General features: G+C 41.4%; 21 protein-coding genes, 2 tRNA genes and 1 riboswitch. Of the genes, 21 read left to right on the top strand and 2 right to left on the bottom strand.

Going from position 1 to position 19,723, the window contains the following annotated elements; genetic code table 11:
- The first annotated feature begins 100 nt into the window (after positions 1–100).
- The 7 genes from KR50_RS14070 to KR50_RS14040 all read left to right on the top strand — a co-directional run bounded on the left by KR50_RS14070 (position 101) and on the right by KR50_RS14040 (position 7,382).
- Positions 101–682: a TetR/AcrR family transcriptional regulator gene (locus KR50_RS14070; RefSeq protein WP_041060418.1), complete on the top strand. Its 582-nt coding sequence runs from the start codon at positions 101–103 to the stop codon at positions 680–682.
- Between the two features lie 13 nt (positions 683–695).
- Positions 696–1,469, top strand: coding sequence for an enoyl-CoA hydratase (locus tag KR50_RS14065; protein WP_041059935.1), 774 nt, complete (start codon positions 696–698; stop codon positions 1,467–1,469).
- A 27-nt stretch (positions 1,470–1,496) separates the two neighbouring features.
- The gene (locus tag KR50_RS14060; RefSeq protein WP_041059933.1) at positions 1,497–2,270 is read left to right on the top strand and encodes an electron transfer flavoprotein subunit beta/FixA family protein; all 774 of its coding nucleotides are present in this window, start codon (positions 1,497–1,499) and stop codon (positions 2,268–2,270) included.
- Between the two features lie 39 nt (positions 2,271–2,309).
- Positions 2,310–3,284 (top strand): electron transfer flavoprotein subunit alpha/FixB family protein, encoded by a 975-nt coding sequence (locus tag KR50_RS14055; protein WP_041059930.1) that lies wholly within the window; start codon positions 2,310–2,312, stop codon positions 3,282–3,284.
- Positions 3,285–3,490: 206 nt separating this feature from the next.
- Complete coding sequence (trxA, locus tag KR50_RS14050) at positions 3,491–3,805, top strand: thioredoxin (protein ID WP_041059927.1); 315 nt, start codon at positions 3,491–3,493, stop codon at positions 3,803–3,805.
- Positions 3,806–3,965: 160 nt separating this feature from the next.
- On the top strand, positions 3,966–5,738 hold the full coding sequence (gene uvrC / locus KR50_RS14045) for an excinuclease ABC subunit UvrC (RefSeq protein ID WP_041059924.1): 1,773 nt from the start codon (positions 3,966–3,968) through the stop codon (positions 5,736–5,738).
- Positions 5,739–5,804: 66 nt separating this feature from the next.
- Positions 5,805–5,985: riboswitch (Lysine riboswitch) on the top strand.
- A gap of 155 nt (positions 5,986–6,140) precedes the next feature.
- Positions 6,141–7,382, top strand: coding sequence for an aspartate kinase (locus tag KR50_RS14040; RefSeq protein WP_041059922.1), 1,242 nt, complete (start codon positions 6,141–6,143; stop codon positions 7,380–7,382).
- Positions 7,383–7,594: 212 nt separating this feature from the next.
- Here the strand turns inward: KR50_RS14040 and KR50_RS14035 are convergent, their stop codons facing one another.
- Positions 7,595–8,041 (bottom strand): YslB family protein, encoded by a 447-nt coding sequence (locus KR50_RS14035; RefSeq protein WP_041059919.1) that lies wholly within the window; start codon positions 8,039–8,041, stop codon positions 7,595–7,597.
- A 351-nt stretch (positions 8,042–8,392) separates the two neighbouring features.
- On the opposite strand from KR50_RS14035, the gene KR50_RS14030 reads away from it, so the two are divergent.
- The 12 genes from KR50_RS14030 (at position 8,393) to KR50_RS13975 (ending at position 16,455) form a co-directional block, all read left to right on the top strand.
- A complete protein-coding gene (locus KR50_RS14030; protein WP_041059915.1) occupies positions 8,393–9,001 on the top strand; it encodes a succinate dehydrogenase cytochrome b558 subunit in 609 nt (202 codons plus the stop codon).
- A gap of 75 nt (positions 9,002–9,076) precedes the next feature.
- Positions 9,077–10,837, top strand: coding sequence for a succinate dehydrogenase flavoprotein subunit (sdhA, locus tag KR50_RS14025; protein ID WP_041059913.1), 1,761 nt, complete (start codon positions 9,077–9,079; stop codon positions 10,835–10,837).
- A 20-nt stretch (positions 10,838–10,857) separates the two neighbouring features.
- Positions 10,858–11,622 (top strand): succinate dehydrogenase iron-sulfur subunit, encoded by a 765-nt coding sequence (gene sdhB, locus KR50_RS14020; RefSeq protein WP_041060415.1) that lies wholly within the window; start codon positions 10,858–10,860, stop codon positions 11,620–11,622.
- Between the two features lie 194 nt (positions 11,623–11,816).
- Positions 11,817–12,284, top strand: a complete 468-nt coding sequence (locus KR50_RS14015; protein ID WP_041059910.1) for an acyl-CoA thioesterase — start codon at positions 11,817–11,819, stop codon at positions 12,282–12,284.
- A gap of 87 nt (positions 12,285–12,371) precedes the next feature.
- The gene (locus tag KR50_RS14010) at positions 12,372–12,596 is read left to right on the top strand and encodes a helix-turn-helix domain-containing protein (RefSeq protein ID WP_041059907.1); all 225 of its coding nucleotides are present in this window, start codon (positions 12,372–12,374) and stop codon (positions 12,594–12,596) included.
- 119 nt (positions 12,597–12,715) lie between these two features.
- Positions 12,716–13,168: a MarR family winged helix-turn-helix transcriptional regulator gene (locus KR50_RS14005; RefSeq protein ID WP_041059904.1), complete on the top strand. Its 453-nt coding sequence runs from the start codon at positions 12,716–12,718 to the stop codon at positions 13,166–13,168.
- Positions 13,169–13,184: 16 nt separating this feature from the next.
- Complete coding sequence (gene racE, locus KR50_RS14000) at positions 13,185–13,988, top strand: glutamate racemase (RefSeq protein ID WP_041059901.1); 804 nt, start codon at positions 13,185–13,187, stop codon at positions 13,986–13,988.
- A 153-nt stretch (positions 13,989–14,141) separates the two neighbouring features.
- Positions 14,142–14,906 (top strand): ribonuclease PH, encoded by a 765-nt coding sequence (rph, locus tag KR50_RS13995; protein WP_041060412.1) that lies wholly within the window; start codon positions 14,142–14,144, stop codon positions 14,904–14,906.
- Positions 14,903–15,499, top strand: a complete 597-nt coding sequence (locus KR50_RS13990) for an XTP/dITP diphosphatase (protein WP_041059898.1) — start codon at positions 14,903–14,905, stop codon at positions 15,497–15,499. The genes rph and KR50_RS13990 overlap by 4 nt, the downstream gene beginning before the upstream one ends.
- Before the next feature lie 9 nt (positions 15,500–15,508).
- Entirely contained in the window at positions 15,509–16,015 is a 507-nt protein-coding gene (locus KR50_RS13985; protein ID WP_041059895.1) for a metallophosphoesterase, read from the top strand.
- A 105-nt stretch (positions 16,016–16,120) separates the two neighbouring features.
- A tRNA-Arg gene (locus tag KR50_RS13980) sits at positions 16,121–16,194 on the top strand.
- 187 nt (positions 16,195–16,381) lie between these two features.
- A tRNA-Arg gene (locus KR50_RS13975) sits at positions 16,382–16,455 on the top strand.
- Positions 16,456–16,520: 65 nt separating this feature from the next.
- Here KR50_RS13975 and KR50_RS13970 read toward each other — a convergent pair.
- Positions 16,521–17,495: a CapA family protein gene (locus tag KR50_RS13970; RefSeq protein WP_232304286.1), complete on the bottom strand. Its 975-nt coding sequence runs from the start codon at positions 17,493–17,495 to the stop codon at positions 16,521–16,523.
- Between the two features lie 1,077 nt (positions 17,496–18,572).
- On the opposite strand from KR50_RS13970, the gene KR50_RS13965 reads away from it, so the two are divergent.
- Both KR50_RS13965 and KR50_RS13960 read left to right on the top strand, forming a co-directional pair.
- On the top strand, positions 18,573–19,130 hold the full coding sequence (locus tag KR50_RS13965) for a sigma-70 family RNA polymerase sigma factor (RefSeq protein ID WP_041059890.1): 558 nt from the start codon (positions 18,573–18,575) through the stop codon (positions 19,128–19,130).
- A gap of 231 nt (positions 19,131–19,361) precedes the next feature.
- Positions 19,362–19,655, top strand: a complete 294-nt coding sequence (locus KR50_RS13960; RefSeq protein WP_041059887.1) for a hypothetical protein — start codon at positions 19,362–19,364, stop codon at positions 19,653–19,655.
- The last annotated feature ends 68 nt before the right edge of the window (positions 19,656–19,723 follow it).

Here is a 19,723-nt window from a genome sequence, read left to right as displayed (position 1 = left end):
ATAAGATAGTAGTTAGTAAGATGAAATTATGAATGACTATTCATTCATAATTTCTTTTTTTATTTTAAATGTGAATACGGTACGAAAGGTGATGACCCACTTGAAGAAAGATAAACCTAAATATAAGCAGATCATAGACGCAGCCGTTGTGGTCATCGCAGAAAATGGCTATCACCACTCCCAGGTTTCTAAGATTGCCAAACAGGCAGGCGTTGCAGATGGCACCATCTATCTTTACTTTAAAAATAAAGAGGATATTTTAATATCCTTATTTGAAGAAAAAATGGGACAGTTTGTAACGTCCATCCGGGGGAAAATGACCGGGGAAGAAGATGCGATCAAACAGCTTGAAATTTTAATAAAGAGTCATTTTCAAATGCTTGCAGACGATCATCATCTCGCAATTGTGACGCAATTGGAACTTAGACAGTCCAATAAAGACATACGCTTGAAAATTAATAAGGTGTTAAAAGAATATTTACTGGTGGTTGACGAGGTACTTAAGAACGGTGTCCAAAGCGGTGTATTGACTGAAGATTTAGACATTCGATTGGCAAGGCAAATGGTCTTTGGTACGATAGATGAGGTGGCAACCACTTGGGTCATTAATGACCAAAAATATGATATTACTAAACTCGGTCCGGGCATTCATTCATTGCTTGTGAACGGATTAAAAAAGTAAAGGGGAGAAAAGGATGGGCTTTTTAACTTGGGAAAATGAACAAATGGTATCAACAGCCACGATTGAGCGTCCTCCTGCAAATGCTCTTGCCAGTCAGTTAATTGAAGAGATAGATCAATGGCTGACAGCGGTGGAGCATGACCCTGAAGTAAGGAGCCTGCTTATTCATGGAAAAGGCCGCTTCTTCTCAGCAGGTGCAGACATTAAAGAATTTACACAAATTGAGGATGGGGCAGCTTTCAGTGAACTGGCAAGAAGGGGGCAGCGTGTTTTTGAACGAATGGAATCGTTCTCAAAACCGATTATTGCCTCTATTCACGGTGCAGCACTTGGCGGAGGTCTCGAATTGGCGATGGGATGTCATATCCGCTATGTCAGTGAAGAGGCAAAATTGGGACTGCCGGAACTGCAGCTTGGTCTAGTGCCGGGGTTTGCAGGCTCTCAACGCCTTCCGAGATTTGTGGGCTTTGCAAAAGCTGCTGAAATGCTGCTGACAAGTGAACCTATTTCGGGTAAAGAAGCTGTTCAATGGGGACTTGCCAATCAAGCATTCCCTGAAGAAGAAGTATTTGAAAAATCGAAAGCGCTTGCACTTAAAATGGCTCAAAAAAGCCCGCTGTCTGTGAAAGCTGCACTGGATTTGCTCCAGTACGCAAAAACTGCTGACTTTGAACAAGGAGTTCAAAAAGAAGCTGACTGGTTTGGAGAGGTCTTTGTATCAAACGATGCAAAGGAAGGAATTGACGCTTTTATTCAAAAGCGGACGCCGGTATTTAAAGGAGAATAAAAAATACTTAAAATGGAGGGATTTTAAATGAATATTTATGTGTTGATGAAAAGAACGTTTGATACAGAGGAAAGAATTTCAATAAGTGACGGTAAAATTGCTGATGACGGCGCAGAATTTATTATTAACCCTTATGATGAATATGCAATTGAAGAAGCTATTCAGTTAAAAGACGCGCACGGCGGAGAAGTTACGGTCGTATCTGTAGGATCAGATGAAGCGGAAAAGCAGCTTCGCACAGCACTTGCGATGGGTGCTGATAAGGCAGTTTTGATAAATATTGAAGATGACGTGGAAGAAAGTGATCAATTTACCACTGCCCGTATTTTAGCAGAGTTTTTAAAAGATAAGGAAGCAGATCTTATTATTGGGGGCAATGTAGCAATTGACGGAGGTTCAGGTCAAGTCGGGCCGCGTGTTGCCGAACAGCTGAATATTCCGTATGTAACGACCATTACCAGCATTGAAGTAAACGGTGAAACCGTCACAATCGTACGAGATGTAGAAGGAGACTCAGAAACGATTGAAACGTCGCTTCCTCTGCTTGTTACAGCACAGCAAGGTCTAAATGACCCCCGCTATCCTTCTCTTCCAGGCATCATGAAAGCGAAGAAAAAACCATTAGATGAAATTGAGCTGGATGATTTAGATTTGGATGAAGACGATGTTGAACCAAAAACAAAGACAATTGATATTTATCTCCCGCCTAAGAAACAAGCAGGGCGTATTTTGGAGGGTGAAATTGATTCTCAAGTAAAAGAACTGGTTCAATTGCTTCATAAAGAAGCCAAAGTGGTCTGAGTCGATCAAAATATATATCATTTACCAGGAGGGACAACAATGAGCAAAAAAATAATCGTATTAGCAGAATCACGTGAAGGTGCTTTGCGCAACGTATCATTTGAAGCAATTGCAGCGGGGAAAAAGATCGCAGACGGGGGAGAAATTGTAAGCGTTTTAATCGGAGATAATGTTTCCGAGCTAGGCCAGGAGCTTGTCGCTTACGGGGCTGACAGAGTCATCACAGTACAAAGTGAAAAGCTGAAGCAGTATTCTTCAGATGGCTATGCACAAGGATTGCTTGCTGTATTGGACGAGGAAAATCCTGAAGGTTTAGTGTTTGGCCATACTGCATTAGGAAAAGATTTGTCACCAAGAATCGCAAGTAAGCTTGGCAGCGGACTTATTTCAGATGTTACTTCAATAGAGGAGGACGGCGGTGAACCTGTTTTTGTGCGTCCTATCTATAGCGGGAAGGCTTTTGAAAAAAAAGTCGTCACAGATGGACTTATTTTTATTACGATCCGGCCGAACAATATTGATCCGCTTCCAAAGGAAGAAAGCCGTTCTGGAGAGGTTACTTCGTTAGATGCAGATATTAAAGATCTGCGGACAATCATCAAGGATGTCGTCCGAAAAGCGACCGATGGAGTAGATCTTTCAGAGGCTAAAGTAATTGTTGCAGGAGGACGCGGAGTCAAAAGCGAGGAAGGATTTGAACCGCTGAAAGAACTTGCTGACCTTCTTGGCGGAGCTGTAGGAGCGTCACGCGGGGCATGTGATGCAGAATACTGTGATTATTCACTACAAATTGGTCAAACAGGTAAAGTTGTTACGCCTGACCTTTATATTGCCTGTGGACTATCCGGAGCGATTCAGCATATGGCGGGGATGTCCAATTCGAAGGTCATTGTTGCGATCAACAAAGATCCGGAGGCAAATATTTTTAAAGTAGCTGACTATGGAATCGTTGGTGATTTATTTGACGTCGTCCCTTTATTGATTGAAGAATTTAAAAAAATTAAAGCATCTTGATTGTATACAAACCCTTCGGTCCAGCTGAAGGGTTTAAAGATTCTCATAACCATAACATTGATAAATTAAAGTGAAAATGGGCAAGATACAAAAGCGTTATATCCTGACAGGCATAGATATTCTGATGCTCAGGCAAAAAAGTGGATTCCCTCATTTAGGGGTGCTATACTTTCTCTATATTACGCATTATAAAGGAGGAATTATTCATGGCGATTGCACATGCAACTGATCAAACATTTACAACTGAAACTGGAGAGGGCTTAGTCCTTGCAGACTTCTGGGCACCTTGGTGCGGACCATGTAAAATGATTGCACCTGTTCTTGAAGAACTGGATGCAGACATGGGTGAAAAAGTAAAAATCGTAAAACTTGATGTGGATGAAAACCAAGAAACAGCAAGCAAATACGGCGTTATGAGTATCCCGACACTTGTGGTACTAAAAGACGGCGAAGTTGTAGATAAAGTGGTTGGATTCCAGCCGAAAGAAGCACTTGAAGAACTTCTAAACAAGCACGCTTAATAAATCAGACCAGGCAAACAGCGCCTGGTCTTTATTTATGTCTTCTCATACATAGCACCAAAAATATTTTTCGAACATACGACCCCCTATTTTTGCATTTATCCGAGCCATTCCTTATGATTGAATCAGAAACTAATTTTTGAACACAGGAGGGCTAGTAATGAACGATCTGCTTAAGCATAAACTTGCTGTCCTGCCTGATCAGCCAGGTTGTTATTTAATGAAGGATCGTCAAGATACAATCATTTATGTAGGGAAAGCAAAAGTATTAAAAAATAGAGTGCGCTCTTACTTTACGGGATCGCATGACGGTAAAACGCAAAGACTTGTTTCAGAGATTCAGGATTTTGAATATATTGTCACCTCATCAGCGATTGAAGCATTAATACTAGAGCTTACCTTAATTAAAAAGCATGACCCTAAATACAATGTGATGCTAAAAGATGATAAATCCTATCCTTTTTTAAAAGTAACAGCAGAAAAACACCCGCGGCTGCTCATTACCCGCAAAGTGAAAAAAGATAAGGGCCGCTATTTTGGGCCTTACCCAAATGCGCAGGCAGCAAACGAAACGAAAAAACTGCTCGACCGCATGTACCCCCTTAGAAAATGCAATACGCTTCCGGACCGTGTCTGTCTTTATTATCATCTGGGACAATGTCTTGCACCGTGCGAATTTAAAGTGGAAGATACAGTGTACCGCCAAATGACAGATGACATTGCCAAATTTTTAAACGGCGGCTTTAAAGAAGTGAAAATTGACCTTCAGAAAAAAATGGAGTCCGCTTCAGAAAATCTGGAATTTGAAAGAGCGATGGAGTTTCGCGATCAAATAAATCATATTGAAGCAACTATGGAAAAACAAAAAATGGCCATGAATGACTTTACAAACCGTGATATTTTTGGCTACAGTGTCGACAAAGGATGGATGTGTGTTCAGGTCTTTTTTATTCGTCAGGGTAAGCTGATCGAACGGGATGTCTCTTTATTCCCGATCTATGATGAACCTGAGCAGGAGTTTTTGACCTTTATTGGTCAGTTTTATATGAAACCGAATCATTTTAAACCAAAAGAAGTACTTGTCCCTCCGCAAATTGATGCTGAAATAGCTGAAAAGCTGCTTGAAGTAAATGTACGCCAGCCTGTCCGCGGTCAGAAAAAAGACTTGCTGCAGCTTGCAGAAAAAAATGCGAAATTTGCACTCTTAGAAAAGTTTTCTTTGATTGAACGGGACGAAAACCGGACGATTAAAGCAGTAGAACAGCTTGGCGAGGCCATGAACATTTACCCGCCCCTTCGTATTGAAGCTTTTGATAACTCTAATATTCAAGGGGCTGACGCAGTGTCTGCCCTTGTTGTTTTCATTGATGGAAAGCCCGCAAAAAAAGAGTATCGCAAATACAAGATTAAAACCGTTCAGGGTCCTGATGACTATGCTTCTATGCGGGAAGTGATCAGGAGGCGGTACACAAGGGTTCTTAAAGACGGGCTTCCGCTGCCGGACTTAGTGATAATTGATGGAGGAAAGGGACAGATCGAAGCGGCCCGGGAAGTGCTTGAACAGGAGCTTGGTCTGGATCTTCCGCTCGCTGGACTGGCAAAAGATGACCGCCACCAGACGTCTAATCTTCTTTTTGGAAGTCCGCTTGAGATGATTCCTTTAAGCAGGCGCAGTCAGGAGTTTTATCTGCTGCAGCGAATTCAGGATGAAGTACACAGATTTGCCATAACATTTCACCGTCAGCTGCGGGGGAAAAATTCAATTCAATCCGTTCTGGATGAAATCCCAGGCATTGGTCCCAAGCGAAAAAAGCAGCTGCTGAAACATTTTGGTTCTGTTAAAAAGCTGAGAGAAGCTACCTTAGAAGAAGTAGTTAGTGCAGGCATGCCATCGCTGCTGGCTGAAGATATTGTAAAAAAACTCAAAGAATAAATTGATTCAATAAGATCACTTTGCTATAATAACACCAAGTTAATATACACTCACTTTTCTTTTTAAAGTGGTGATAGAGGTGCGAAAGTCAAAAGTACCCGTGCGGAGGAAGATGAATCCGAAGAAGCGCGGAAAAAGGGACAATCGCCGAAGTCTGCAATCCTTTCATCAGGATGCAAACTGGTTCTGTATTTAATAAATGCAGAGCTGTCAAGATGATTCCTCATCTTGGAGAGCTATCTCACCTGAGCAGCAATGGACAATTCAGTTCAAAAGCAATGGGGATACTCTTCCCATTGCTTTTTTTGTGTCTAAATTTTTTGGAAGCTGGCGCTGCACGAAAACCGGATGCAAGTTCAGCTGATCAGGAATGAGAAATAATAATGTGAGAAGAGGCGTATCATGAGTTTAATCGTTCAAAAATTTGGCGGGACATCAGTTGGATCAGTAGAAAAAATTCAGCATGCCGCATCCAGAGTCATACAGGAAATTAAAAAAGGACACCAGGTAGTCGTCGTCGTTTCTGCGATGGGCAAAACGACAGACGAACTGATCCGTCTTGCAGCAGGCATTACCCAAACACCCAATAAAAGAGATATGGATATGCTTTTATCTACGGGTGAGCAGATGACCATTTCGCTTCTCTCCATGGCACTTCAGAGCGAAGGATATTCAAGTGTCTCAATGACTGGCTGGCAGGCTGGAATTCAAACAGAAGCAGTGCACAGCAAAGCAAGAATCACACACATTGAAACTACCCGGATGAAACAGGAGCTCGCAAAAGGAAAAATAGTGGTAGTAGCAGGTTTTCAGGGAATGGATGCTAATTTTGAGCTTACTACTCTTGGAAGAGGAGGCTCGGACACCACAGCTGTGGCTTTAGCTTCATCTCTAGCGGCCGAGCGATGTGATATCTATACAGACGTGGACGGCGTTTACACCTCTGACCCAAGATACATAAAGGGTGCCAGAAAGCTTGAAGGAATTTCGTACGATGAGATGCTTGAACTGGCAAATCTCGGGGCTGGCGTTCTGCACCCCCGTGCTGTGGAGTACGCAAAAAATCATTCCTTGCCTCTTACGGTGAGGTCGAGTATAGAAGATATTGAAGGTACGCTGATTGAGGAGGAATCGATGTTGGAAGAAAATCTGGTAGTCCGTGGTGTAGCATTTGAAGGGGATATTGTACGAATTACAGTGTATGGATTAGAAAATGAATTTACCGGTCTTGCCGCTATATTCTCTGTTTTAGCCGAGAATCATATTAATGTGGATATTATTATTCAAAGCCAGACAGAGCTGAATTCCACCAATCTTTCTTTTTCTATTAAAGAAGAGGAGCTTGAAGAAACACGACGCGTCCTGCTGAACAATAAAGATGCCTTAGGCTTTTCGAAAATCGAGCATGAAGCAGGGCTCGCAAAAGTATCTATAGTAGGTTCTGGAATGGTATCAAACCCTGGTGTAGCCGCACAAATGTTTCAGGTGTTAGCCGAACACACTATTGCGGTCAAAATGGTCAGCACATCAGAAATTAAAGTCTCGACTGTCGTTGAGATGAATGACATGCTCAGGGCTGCCCAGGTTGTTCATGACAGTTTTTCATTAGAATCTTTGCAGCCAAAACCGCAGCTGGCAAAGTGAGAACAACAAGAGGTTGAGACACAAATATGTCTCAACCTCTTCTAATCGGTTCTTTGCGCTTTTAATCAGACGCTTCCGCAGGCTCAGGCAGCTGTCATATGCTGCAGGGAGTAGCCGCCTGGTACTCTGTGCACCTCGAACATATGTTTAACAAAGAACCAATTTAATCTCTTTTCAACGTTTGTCTCAGCTTCTTTAACTAATTATGCATGTTATTTATTTTTCCTTAATGGCATTCCATAAGGATCTTTCGCGTCCCATTTAAGAGTAAACTGAATAATTGCGTTATTTTTTTGACGCTGGCTTATGGCTTCTGTCTGACATTGCTTCATCATCGCAAATTGTTCTGCAAGAAAACCTGCTTCAAGCGTAAAGTGCTGTGCATTATTTTTTTGAATTCTTTGCTTTAACAGCGGGCCTCCAAGTTCAAGAAGCATTTCGTCATTTTTTTGTTTTGTAAGCTCCAGGGTACCCCAATCTGCTTTTTCGAAGAAGTGAATCAGTTCTCCTTCATTTTGACAAGGGTGCCGGCGGGCTAGACTTTTACCTGCCCAGTAAAGAATTTCATTTGTATGATTTCCTAATAATTCAGGCAAAAGCTCATCCCTGATAAGGGAATAGCCAAAAGACCCTGTAGTGATCTCATTTTCTTCAGACATGCTGTGACCCTCACTTTCCACTCTTCTATTATACGAGGTTACTTGATAAAGTGTAAGTGACCCTGCGTGAAATAATGGAATTGTCCCCTTATCTTTTCAAAAAGCGGGTCAAAAGTCACTAAATTAATAGATAAGCGTTATAGCAGAATAGCAAACCTATCGTATTTGAAAAGTTAACATTCAGAATTATTTTTATGTATACGTTTTCTTGACGGTCAATTCTTATCGGAGTACAATTAAGTTGTCACATAAATGTTATATTGTGCGGAATAGCTTGATTTTCGTCGAACTAGTTTGAAAAAAATTTGACGAGATTCATAAGCTGGTATTTTTTGGAGGGGGTAACGTTCGATGGCAAATAGTCGAGAGTTTTACTGGAGGAGGCTGCATTCTTTACTGGGGGTTATTCCTGTAGGGATCTTCCTGATGCAACATCTTGTTGTAAATCATTATGCTACAAGAGGAGAAGAATCATTCAATAACGCAGCTCACGTAATGGAAGGGTTGCCGTTTAGACTAATTCTGGAAATTTTTATTATCTTTTTACCGCTATACTTTCACGCGATTTACGGCGTGTATATCGCTTTTACCTCGAGAAATAATCCGCGTCAATTTGGTACATTCAGAAACTGGATGTTTATCATGCAGCGTGTAACAGGTGTTTTTACGCTGATTTTTGTTACTTGGCATATTTGGGAAACTCGTATTGCCGCAGCTCGTGGAGCAGACGTCAACTTTGGAATGATGGAGTCGATTTTAGCTGATCCATTTATGCTGGCATTTTATATAGCAGGTGTCGTATCTACTACCTTCCATTTTGCTAATGGCCTTTGGTCTTTCTTAGTAACGTGGGGTGTAACGCTCAGCCCGAGTTCACAAAGAATTTCCACTTATGTGACTTTAGGGATTTTCCTGGCACTTACAACCATCGGGATTCGCGCAATCCTGGCATTCGTTTAATCAACCAATTTAGTCAACAGTATAGATCGTCGAGCAAACGCTCAGTCAGCGGATAAAAGTAAGGAGAGTGTTTAAATGAGCAAAGGCAAAATTATCGTTGTCGGCGGGGGACTTGCAGGCCTCATGGCAACGATCAAAGCAGCGGAAGCCGGAATGGCAGTGGATCTGTTTTCACTCGTACCGGTTAAACGTTCACACTCCGTTTGTGCACAAGGCGGAATAAACGGAGCAGTGAATACGAAAGGAGAAGGAGATTCTCCTTGGGAACACTTTGATGACAGCGTCTACGGCGGAGACTTTTTAGCTAATCAGCCTCCAGTAAAAGCAATGTGCGACGCTGCACCAGGCATTATTCATTTATTGGATCGTATGGGAGTTATGTTCAATCGAACGCCCGAGGGTCTGCTTGATTTTCGCCGCTTTGGCGGAACGCAGCATCACCGTACAGCCTTCGCAGGAGCAACAACCGGCCAGCAGCTTCTTTATGCTTTAGATGAGCAGGTGCGCCGACATGAGGTAGCCGGTCTAGTAACGAAGTACGAAGGATGGGAATTTCTTGGGTCCGTGCTCGATGATGATGGAGTCTGCCGCGGAGTCGTAGCGCAGAACCTCTCCAGCATGGAAATCCAGTCGTTCCCGGGAGATGCTGTTATCATTGCAACAGGCGGCCCGGGAATCATTTTCGGAAAGTCAACGAACTCTGTTATTAATACAGGTTCAGCGGCTTCAATTGTTTACCAGCAGGGAGCATACTATGCTAACGGAGAATTTATACAAATTCATCCCACTGCTATTCCCGGAGATGATAAACTGCGCCTGATGAGTGAGTCAGCGCGGGGAGAAGGCGGCCGTGTCTGGACGTATAAAGACGGAAAGCCATGGTATTTCCTTGAAGAGAAATATCCCGCTTATGGAAACCTGGTTCCTCGTGATATTGCGACCCGTGAAATCTTTGATGTCTGTGTATTCCAAAAGCTTGGCATTAACGGTGAAAACATGGTGTATCTGGATCTTTCACATAAAGATCCAAAAGAACTTGATGTAAAGCTTGGCGGAATTATTGAAATCTATGAAAAGTTTATGGGAGATGACCCAAGAAAACTTCCTATGAAAATATTCCCTGCAGTACATTATTCAATGGGCGGACTATGGGTTGATTATGACCAGATGACGAATATTCCGGGTCTCTTTGCAGCCGGAGAATGCGATTACTCTATCCATGGAGCGAACCGCCTCGGAGCAAACTCACTCCTTTCTTCCATTTATGGAGGAATGGTTGCAGGTCCTAATGCAGTAGCTTATATTAATGGACTTGAAAAAACAGCAGAAGACATTTCATCAGATGTGTTTGATCGTCACGTAAAAGAAGAACAAGATAAATGGGATCATATTATGTCAATGGACGGCGAAGAAAATGCTTATGTGATTCACAAAGAGCTTGGAGAATGGATGACAGATAATGTAACGGTTGTCCGTTATAATGACAAACTTCAGGAAACAGATGCAAAAATTCAGGAGCTTCTTGAGCGCTTTGAAAACATTAATATTAATGATACGAATAAATGGAGCAATCAGGGTGCAGTCTTCACGCGCCAGCTGAAGAATATGCTTCACCTTGCAAGAGTAGTTACAATCGGTGCGCTTCAGCGTAATGAAAGCCGCGGGGCTCATTTTAAACCGGATTTCCCGGAACGAAATGATGATGAATTCCTGAAAACGACAATGGCGAAATTTAATCCAGATACCCTTTCACCCGAGATTCATTATGAGGAAGTAGACGTATCCCTGATTGAACCTCGTAAGCGTGATTATTCGAAAAAGAAAGGAGCTAAGTAATCATGACTGCAGCAGAAACGATGAAAGAACAAAAAATGATTCGATTCGAAATATACAGACAAGATGACCTTGACTCCACTCCTTATATGGAAGAATTCGAAATTCCTTACCGTGCCAATATGAATGTTATTTCAGCTTTAATGGAAATTCGCCGTAATCCTTTTAATAAAAAAGGGGATAAGACAACACCGGTTGCCTGGGACATGGGCTGTCTGGAAGAAGTTTGCGGTGCTTGTTCGATGGTGATAAACGGCACCCCTCGCCAGTCTTGTACTGCGCTGGTTGATCAGCTTGAACAACCGATTCGTCTGGAACCGATGAAGACTTTTCCGGTCGTGCGTGATCTTCAAGTAGACCGCAGCCGGATGTTCGATTCCTTGAAAAAAGTGAAAGCCTGGATTCCGATTGATGGAACGTATGACCTTGGACCCGGTCCAAGAATGCCTGAAAAAAGAAGACAATGGGCATATGAGTTATCTAAATGTATGACCTGTGGTGTTTGTCTGGAAGCCTGTCCAAATGTAAACAGCAAATCTGACTTTATTGGACCAGCGCCTCTGTCGCAAGTGCGTTTGTTTAATGCACACCCAACCGGTGCAATGAACAAAAACGAACGGCTTCAATCGATTATGGGAGATGGCGGTATTGGAGACTGCGGTAACTCCCAAAACTGTGTTCAGGCTTGTCCGAAAGGCATTCCGCTAACGACTTCGATTGCTGCGCTGAACCGTGATACTAATTTGCAGATGTTTAGAAACTTTTTCGGAAGTGACAACGAAGTTTAATTGTATTCCTTAAAAAAAGCTGCAGGGCATAGTGCCTCTGCAGCTTTGTATGTTTATTAGGGTTTAAAAACGCAACGCCTTCCCTGTTGATCGAGTTTTCGCTATATGATCCTGACATCAGTGGCACCAGAGCTTGCGATACGCTATACTAAAACAAATGAATAGTCATTCATATTTTGGAAGGATGAGATAAAATGAAAAGCAGTTACATAGAGGATCTGGAAAACTGGAAAAATGAATTTACATTTTATATTGAGATAAAAGTGCGTTTCTCTGAGACAGATCTATTTGGGCATATGAATAATACCGTACCATTTGTCTATTTTGAACAAGCAAGGATCGGATTTTTAAAAGAACTTGGCTTTATGCAAAAGTGGGTACAAGATGATCAGGACAGTATTCCGGTTGTAGCGGACTTGCAATGTGACTTCCTTCGGCAAATTTATTTTGATCAGTTTTTAAAAATCTATGTTAAAGCAGCATCTGTCGGGCGTTCTTCTGTAGATCTTCATTATTGCGGTGTGAATGAAAGGGAAGAAGTTGTGCTGACTGGCAGAGGGGCAATGGTCCAAATTTATAAAGCCTCTGGAAAAAGCAAACAGTGGAGTGAAGAACAAAAAAACGCCATGTTGGCAAAAAGAAATCCTTCTTATGTAAAATAGATTCGGAAATCAACGCACTCCTTGCAATGTTGACTCATAAACTGGATAAACTGGCTTCAGTTTAGCAAGTGAGGGGGAAGAAATTCGATGAGCCGATCACAGTACAACAGAGCGTCTATTTTAACAAAAAGAGAACGGGAAGTTTTTGGTTTGCTGCTTCAAGATAAAACCACTAAAGATATTGCTGGTGAGCTTTTTATTAGTGAAAAAACCGTGCGCAATCATATCTCTAATGCAATACAGAAATTAGGTGTGAAAGGAAGAGCGCAAGCAATCGTGGAACTGCTTAGAATGGGTGAACTGAAATTGTAAAAGGGGATTTTCCCTTTTTACAATTATACATATGAACCGAATAGAAAAAGATTCTTGATATTTGGCGTAAAAGAGGTCACAATCAAAGTAGAATCAATTTGAAGGAGTGTCGAGGGCTGATGGAAAAGAAAGGAACTCAAGAGCTTCATCCTGCAGGAGTGATGGCAGGAATTGAAAAAGATCTGCGCTATATTTCCGGTATAATCAAACAAAAAGGCCGTGAAATTTTAAGCCAGTATACAATTACGCCGCCACAATTTATAGCCTTGCAATGGTTATTTGAAGCAGGAGATATGACGATTGGAGAACTTTCAAACAAAATGTATTTAGCCTGCAGTACCACCACAGATCTGGTGGACCGGATGGAAAAAAATGAATTGGTCATGAGAGTTAAAGATGAAAATGACCGTCGGGTTGTTCGCATTCATTTATTAAAAGAAGGCGAGCGAATCATTGAAGAAGTAATAAAAAAAAGGCAGCATTATTTAAATGAAGTTTTAATCGATTTTTCCCAGGAAGAAGTAGAACAGCTTTCTAAAGGACTTAATCGTTTGCATAACGAAATGAAATAAGAGTGAGGGACTATTTTTGAGCAGATCAATTGGTGTGATGGATTCAGGTATTGGAGGCTTGACTGTGGCAAAGGAAATTATGCGCCAGCTGCCCAACGAAAACATTGTTTATGTTGGTGATACAGCACGCTGTCCCTATGGCCCGAGACCGAGTTCAGAAGTGAAAAAATACACATGGGAAATGGCCCGTTTTTTATACAATCAGAATATAAAAATGCTGGTCATTGCCTGCAATACTGCAACTGCGGTTGTGCTGGAAGAAATACAGACTGCATTTGATATACCGGTGATAGGGGTTATTTCTCCGGGAGCGCGCTCTGCTGTAAAATGGACGAAAAATGACCGAATTGGCATCCTGGGGACCTATGGAACGATTAAAAGTAAGGCTTATGAGAATTCTTTAGCTGATCTTAGACCGTCCATTATATCCTTTCCGTTAGCCTGCCCAAAATTCGTACCACTTGTTGAAAGCGGGGAGCACGCGGGGGCAATGGCTAAGAAAATTGTAGCAGAAACCCTGGTGGAGATGAAAAATAAGAAAATTGATACATTAATATTAGGGTGTACACATTACCCGCTTCTTCAGCCTCTGATTGAGCAGTATATGGGACCTTCCATAACGGTTATTAGTTCAGGTGACGAAACAGCCAGGGAAGTCAGTGCAATACTTGCGTATCGGGGCGAATTGAACGCACGTCACGAAAAAATCAGCCATAGTTTCTATACTACCGGGTCTTCTAAAATTTTTGGACAAGTAGCAAAGGAATGGCTGCAGGATGATCATCTTTTGATTGATATGATTCGATTGCCGAGGGAGTAGCTTCCCAAGGCTTTTTTATTTTGATGAGGCTTGATTATACTGAATCCATGTTTCAGAACAGACAGACTTTGTTATACTATGTAAGAATAAACGCGGATGATAATCCCCGCAGTATACATATTTATTTTAGCGGGCAGAGGAGGGGACATGATGATGAGAACAGATGGCCGGCAAGCAGATGAGCTTCGACCTATTACAATTGAAAAAGACTATTTAAAACACCCTGAAGGATCTGTATTAATCTCTGTTGGCGATACAAAAGTAATTTGTACAGCAAGTGTTGAAGAACGGGTGCCCCCATTTATGAGAGGGCAGGGAAAAGGCTGGATAACAGCTGAATACGCCATGCTTCCCCGTGCAACAGGACAAAGAACCATTAGAGAATCTTCCAAGGGAAAAGTGCAGGGAAGAACGATGGAGATCCAGCGTTTAATAGGCAGGGCACTCAGATCCGTTGTGAACCTGCCGGCATTAGGTGAACGCACAATCTGGATTGACTGTGATGTTATACAAGCGGATGGGGGAACACGAACTGCCTCTGTTACAGGTGCTTTTGTGGCAATGACCATGGCTGTTGCCAAGCTTGTGGAAAATAAAAAAATCACTTCCTTTCCTATTACTGATTTTCTTGCAGCAACATCCGTTGGCATCAGTAAAGAACATGGGGTCATTCTTGATTTGAATTATGCAGAAGACAGCACCGCGAACGTTGACATGAATATGGTCATGACTGGTGCTGGAGAGTTTGTTGAATTGCAGGGAACAGGCGAAGAGTCTACTTTTTCGCATGTTCAACTAGCGAGTATGCTCGAAGCTGCAGACCAGGGGATCCAAAAAATTATAGAAGAACAGCGCAGAGCACTTGGACCTGCGGCTTCACTTATACCTTCAAACATTTCGAAGGTGGATCCTATATGAAAAAAGTATTAATTGCTACAGCGAACAAAGGAAAAGCGAAAGAATTCGAAAGTCTTTTTGCGCCTCTTGGTTTTGAAGTGACTACATTGCTGGATTATCCTGAAATGGAGGAAGTAGAAGAGACAGGGGAGACGTTTAAGGAAAATGCCATTTTAAAAGCTGAAGCAGCATCGAACCAATTTAAGGTAATGGCGATAGCAGATGACAGCGGCTTATTAATTGACGCATTAAATGGGGATCCTGGTGTTTATTCTGCCCGTTATGCAGGTAAAGAAAAGAATGACGAAGAGAACATCAAAAAAGTGCTTCGCAATTTGCAAGGAATTCCTGCCGAAAAACGAACAGCTCGGTTCCATTGCACACTTGCCGTCAGTGTTCCGGGTGAAAAAACACTGACGGTAACGGGAGAGTGCGAAGGAATGATTACGACAGAAAAGTTGGGTGATGGCGGATTTGGATATGATCCGATTTTTTGGATTGAAGACCAATCGTGCACCCTTGCTCAAATGACAAGAGAAGAAAAAAGTGCAATCAGCCATAGAGGCAAGGCACTTGAAAAACTGAAAGAGGTTCTGCCTAAAATCATTAATTGAGGTGATTAGATGAAAGTTGTTGTTGTTAGTGACAATCATGGAGACAAAGAACGGTTAATTGATTTGAAAGAACGCTATGAAAATACTGTGGATGCAATGCTTCACTGCGGAGATTCTGAACTTCCATTCAATTCACCCGAAATGGAAGGCTTTGAAAAGGTCGGCGGAAATTGCGACATGGATTCAGCGTATCCAGATGAAAAAGTCATTAAAATAAAAGATACCACATTGTTCCTCACACACGGTCATTTGTATGGAATTAAACAGTCCCTGGATAAAATTCACTACAAAGCAACCGAGGAAGAGGCAGACATTATCTTTTTCGGTCATTCTCATTCTTTGGGAGCGGAAGTTGTGGATCAGCGCCTGTATGTTAATCCAGGCAGTATTTTGCTTCCACGTGATCGAAAGGAAGCATCCTATGCCATTGTTGAAAAACAGGCAAAAGACGTTTCTGTCCATTTTTACGATGAGAAGCATAATGAAATAACCTCATGGAACGGTCAATTAACATAAAAAGAAAGGCGCTATTATGCAGCGCCTTTTTTTTTTGAAAAAATCGTTGACTTTAAATTGTTCTGCTACTATAATAAGTATTGTCCTTAAAAAACACTACATATTGTCCCAGTAGCTCAGCTGGATAGAGCAACGCCCTTCTAAGGCGTCGGTCGGGAGTTCGAATCTCTCCTGGGACGCTACTTTCTTAACTGACAGAGCCTTGATAACGTTAGGTTTTGGAATCAAAAAAGATGCTGTCACAGATTTCTATACTGTGACAGCATCTTTTTTACATCTTTCATTTCACTCTAATTGAAAAATTTTCGTTTATTCTATTTTTAGCCACTTCATATTCGTTTTATTTGTCGATTAAGACAAAACTTTGTCTCAGTAGCTCAGCTGGATAGAGCAGCGCCCTCCTAAGGCGCAGGTCGTGAGTTCAAATCTCTCCTGGGACACTTAGAACTTCAAAACATCCTGATGCATATCCAAATTCATCAGGATGTTTGTCTGTAAAAAATGTTTAATTCTGCCATTGCGTAACATGCTCAACGGTTTCTTCATATGTTTCTCCTGCTATGGATGGAGAGTCGGCCTCATTCATAGGTACGGCAATATACTCTCCATCTTCTCCTCTAATGACCTGTGTAGGTTCGATAAATGGATTTGTAAGCTGAATATCTGTTTGATCCTGATTAACCGTTTTTGTCACTTCTACCGTTGCCACTCCGCCTACATCCGTAAAATCGAAATCCTGACCGGAGTAAAAATTGCCCAGTGAATAAAAAACGATCGTATCTTTTCCGTCAGGCTGTTTTAACTGCTCGATCGGCTGCAGCACGTGGGGGTGGTGACCAAATATAAGATCAACCTGCTCATCTGCAAGTAGTTGAGCATAGGAGGTTTGAAAATGGTTTGGAAGACGCTCATATTCATTCCCCCAATGCATATGTACAATCAGTACATCCGCTTTTTCACGTAAAGATCCGACTTCGGTCCGTATCCGGTCTTCTTCAATCAGCGCAACAGAATCTTCAAAACCTGTTGGAATGGGGATTCCATTTGTGCTGAATGTATAAGATAAAATACCAAAAGTGATTCCATCTACTTCGATTATTCGGTGGTTTTCTCTGTCTGCGGCATCGCGGTAAGCACCCGCATAGGGCAATTCAAGTTCATCGTATAAATCAAGTGCACTCATTAGGGGTGGTATGCCACGGTCGATCGTGTGATTATTTGCTGCAATAATCATATCAACCCCGACATCTTTTAGTTCATATACAATTTCCTTGGGGCTATTAAATGATGGATAAGCGGATAAACCGAACGCTGTGCCTCCTGGAACAGATTCCTGGTTAGCCATTAGGAAATCAGGAGAAGAGACCAGTGGTTCGATTGCTTCTAGAGGCGGACCAAAATCGAACACACCAGGCTCTGTTTCCTGACGTTCGTAAACCCGATCGTGCAGCAGAACGTCTCCAATCGCTCCAATTGTCACTGTCGTCTCCTTCGTATGCCAAGACGGAGAGGTGCCTTTTGAGACGAGCTCAAAAGGGCGTGTTGGAAGTAATTCCGCAGGTTGAGTTATGCTTTCCTGACAAGCAGAGAGGATAAGAATTGACATTATACCTGCCATCATGATCTTTAGACTGCGCATATTTATCGCCCATTTCTTAATGTAGTTACAGCTATATTATCATAATAATAAGATGATTCTCACTTTTTTCAGTAAAAAAAATACAATTAAGCACGATTAATGATTCAACCGGTAATTCTGGTATAGGTTTAAGTTTAATTTGAAGAAATTGCAGGAGTTACGTAGGTAAAAAAATTAAACAATTACCACTTAACGACAAACATTTTGAATGCGCTATGATAAGATAAATTCGTGCCTTTCTACTGAATTTAAAAAGCAAAGAGCCTAAATTGTTCGCTATCGTAAATAAACCAGCATATTCATTAGAGTATTATAATTATTACTTAATAATTATTTTAACTATTTTCCCAACTGGCAAAACTATCCCGTCTCTTACTATATATAGTTTTTTTTATATAGATGAGAGTAAAATGAATATTTAATGATTTTTTTAATGATTTATTAGAACATTTTTCCCAATATTTCCTCGACAGTATTCGACTCAAGGTTAAAAATCTGTGCGTTATAATGAAAGAACAAATGTACGTGCGGAAGGTCATATCTCAACTTTTCTTTAGATTTGCAAAAGTGGGATGTGCGATTTACTGTAGCGGGGGTGTATCGTTGCAAAATTGGACTGCAAATAGCGCTGGCCGGGGCATCATACGGAGGTCGATGAGAAAGTTCCTTAAATCTGCGCTTTTGTACCCTGCAAACATTGCAACAAGATCTCTGGATTCCCATTAAAACCTATACCTTTGATGTGGAGTTAAAATAGCGGCGTTCTTCTATTCAGAAGGGCGTCGTTTTTATATAACTATGCAAAATAACTGTTTATTCTTTACTGAAAATACTTAAGATAACAATTTTTTAAAAATCTGCCGCATTTTAATTTAAGGGAGGATATACAAATAAGAAAATAAAAAGGAGAGGATAAAAATGCTGAACGTTAAAAACTTAATAGTGGAGTATCAGGTGACGGGCAGTGAAGATTGCTTCAACGAACTGTATGTAATTTATGCTTCAAAAGTGTTTAACTATGCTCGAAAGCAAGCGTATAAGAGGGGGTTAATTTGGCAGGATGTAGAATCTGAAGCGAATCAGACTTTTTATCAGGCTGTAAAAGTGTATGATACCCGGATTGGAGATTTTGAGCCGTTCCTGTTTTTGATGCTCAGGCGCCGAATTGCTAATATCGGCCAAAAAGTAAGTACCTATGATGAATATGTCAAAAGGTTTGCCTTAACAGAAAATGAACAGATTTGTGACACGACCGAAAATTATGCTATTAAAAAAGAGCAGCGCCAACTGCTCGAGGATCTCATTGCGAACGCTACCTTACCAAGCCGCCAAGCTCTAGTAGCATTCGCAAAGTCATATTCATTCCGCGAAGCCGCCAAGCAACTCGGAACAAGTGATAAAACGGTTAAAAATCGAATTTTAAAGATTGCAGCAAAGCGCCGAAACCTTTGGCTGGCCGATTATTTAACCGCTTAATCGAACACCAGATAAGCGCCCGATGGAATGTGAATAGCTGCAAACGAAACACATCCCATATTTCATTATACACAGGAGAGCCCATTTTTAAACCGTTGAACTAGTAAAATAATAAAACAATGCTTTGAACCTACAAACATATATTCGCAGATTAAAGGATTGATAGAATACTAAAATAACAATTACAAAACAAACAAACAAACAAACAAAAATAAAGCGGGGGTGCAGGAAATGAACGATCAATTTCAAAATGCCGAAATTAAAAAACTGTCAGAGGAAATCAGAAAGCTCGAAAATTGGATGGTGCGGATTGATGAAAAGCAGCATACCATTTTGCGTGTTGAAAAGCTTGCAGACGAAGCCTATCAACTAGCTGATCAAGCTGAAGAAAAGGCAAACGAAATAGCGAAGGATGGTCAGGTAAATACAAGAGATTTACACGCATTAGAAACCCGCTTTATGTGGTCAGTTGGGCTGGTTGCTCCGTTTTTTATGTGGGTAGTGGGAGAAATATTCGCAAAATGAATGCAGAATTAGCCCAATCATTTTTCATATTTTTACGAATCAATTACACAATGAAACTACTCACGGAG

Source organism: Jeotgalibacillus campisalis, assembly GCF_000829515.1.
GTDB lineage: Bacteria > Bacillota > Bacilli > Bacillales > Jeotgalibacillaceae > Jeotgalibacillus > Jeotgalibacillus campisalis.
The sequence above is the reverse complement of the archived record's forward strand: the minus strand, read 5'-3'. Positions and strand labels throughout refer to the sequence as shown.

Excerpts from the sequence above, each read along its gene's own strand:
- KR50_RS14010 (WP_041059907.1), top strand. The coding sequence starts at position 12,372 with ATGAGCCGATCACAGTACAACAGAGCGTCTATTTTAACAAAAAGAGAA.
- KR50_RS14015 (WP_041059910.1), top strand. The coding sequence starts at position 11,817 with ATGAAAAGCAGTTACATAGAGGATCTGGAAAACTGGAAAAATGAATTT.
- rph (WP_041060412.1), top strand. The coding sequence starts at position 14,142 with ATGAGAACAGATGGCCGGCAAGCAGATGAGCTTCGACCTATTACAATT.
- KR50_RS14040 (WP_041059922.1), top strand. The coding sequence starts at position 6,141 with ATGAGTTTAATCGTTCAAAAATTTGGCGGGACATCAGTTGGATCAGTA.
- KR50_RS14055 (WP_041059930.1), top strand. The coding sequence starts at position 2,310 with ATGAGCAAAAAAATAATCGTATTAGCAGAATCACGTGAAGGTGCTTTG.
- KR50_RS14035 (WP_041059919.1), bottom strand. The coding sequence starts at position 8,041 with ATGTCTGAAGAAAATGAGATCACTACAGGGTCTTTTGGCTATTCCCTT.
- trxA (WP_041059927.1), top strand. The coding sequence starts at position 3,491 with ATGGCGATTGCACATGCAACTGATCAAACATTTACAACTGAAACTGGA.
- uvrC (WP_041059924.1), top strand. The coding sequence starts at position 3,966 with ATGAACGATCTGCTTAAGCATAAACTTGCTGTCCTGCCTGATCAGCCA.
- KR50_RS14005 (WP_041059904.1), top strand. The coding sequence starts at position 12,716 with ATGGAAAAGAAAGGAACTCAAGAGCTTCATCCTGCAGGAGTGATGGCA.
- KR50_RS13960 (WP_041059887.1), top strand. The coding sequence starts at position 19,362 with ATGAACGATCAATTTCAAAATGCCGAAATTAAAAAACTGTCAGAGGAA.
- KR50_RS14065 (WP_041059935.1), top strand. The coding sequence starts at position 696 with ATGGGCTTTTTAACTTGGGAAAATGAACAAATGGTATCAACAGCCACG.
- KR50_RS13965 (WP_041059890.1), top strand. The coding sequence starts at position 18,573 with ATGCTGAACGTTAAAAACTTAATAGTGGAGTATCAGGTGACGGGCAGT.
- sdhA (WP_041059913.1), top strand. The coding sequence starts at position 9,077 with ATGAGCAAAGGCAAAATTATCGTTGTCGGCGGGGGACTTGCAGGCCTC.
- KR50_RS14060 (WP_041059933.1), top strand. The coding sequence starts at position 1,497 with ATGAATATTTATGTGTTGATGAAAAGAACGTTTGATACAGAGGAAAGA.
- KR50_RS14030 (WP_041059915.1), top strand. The coding sequence starts at position 8,393 with ATGGCAAATAGTCGAGAGTTTTACTGGAGGAGGCTGCATTCTTTACTG.
- KR50_RS13990 (WP_041059898.1), top strand. The coding sequence starts at position 14,903 with ATGAAAAAAGTATTAATTGCTACAGCGAACAAAGGAAAAGCGAAAGAA.
- KR50_RS13985 (WP_041059895.1), top strand. The coding sequence starts at position 15,509 with ATGAAAGTTGTTGTTGTTAGTGACAATCATGGAGACAAAGAACGGTTA.
- sdhB (WP_041060415.1), top strand. The coding sequence starts at position 10,858 with ATGAAAGAACAAAAAATGATTCGATTCGAAATATACAGACAAGATGAC.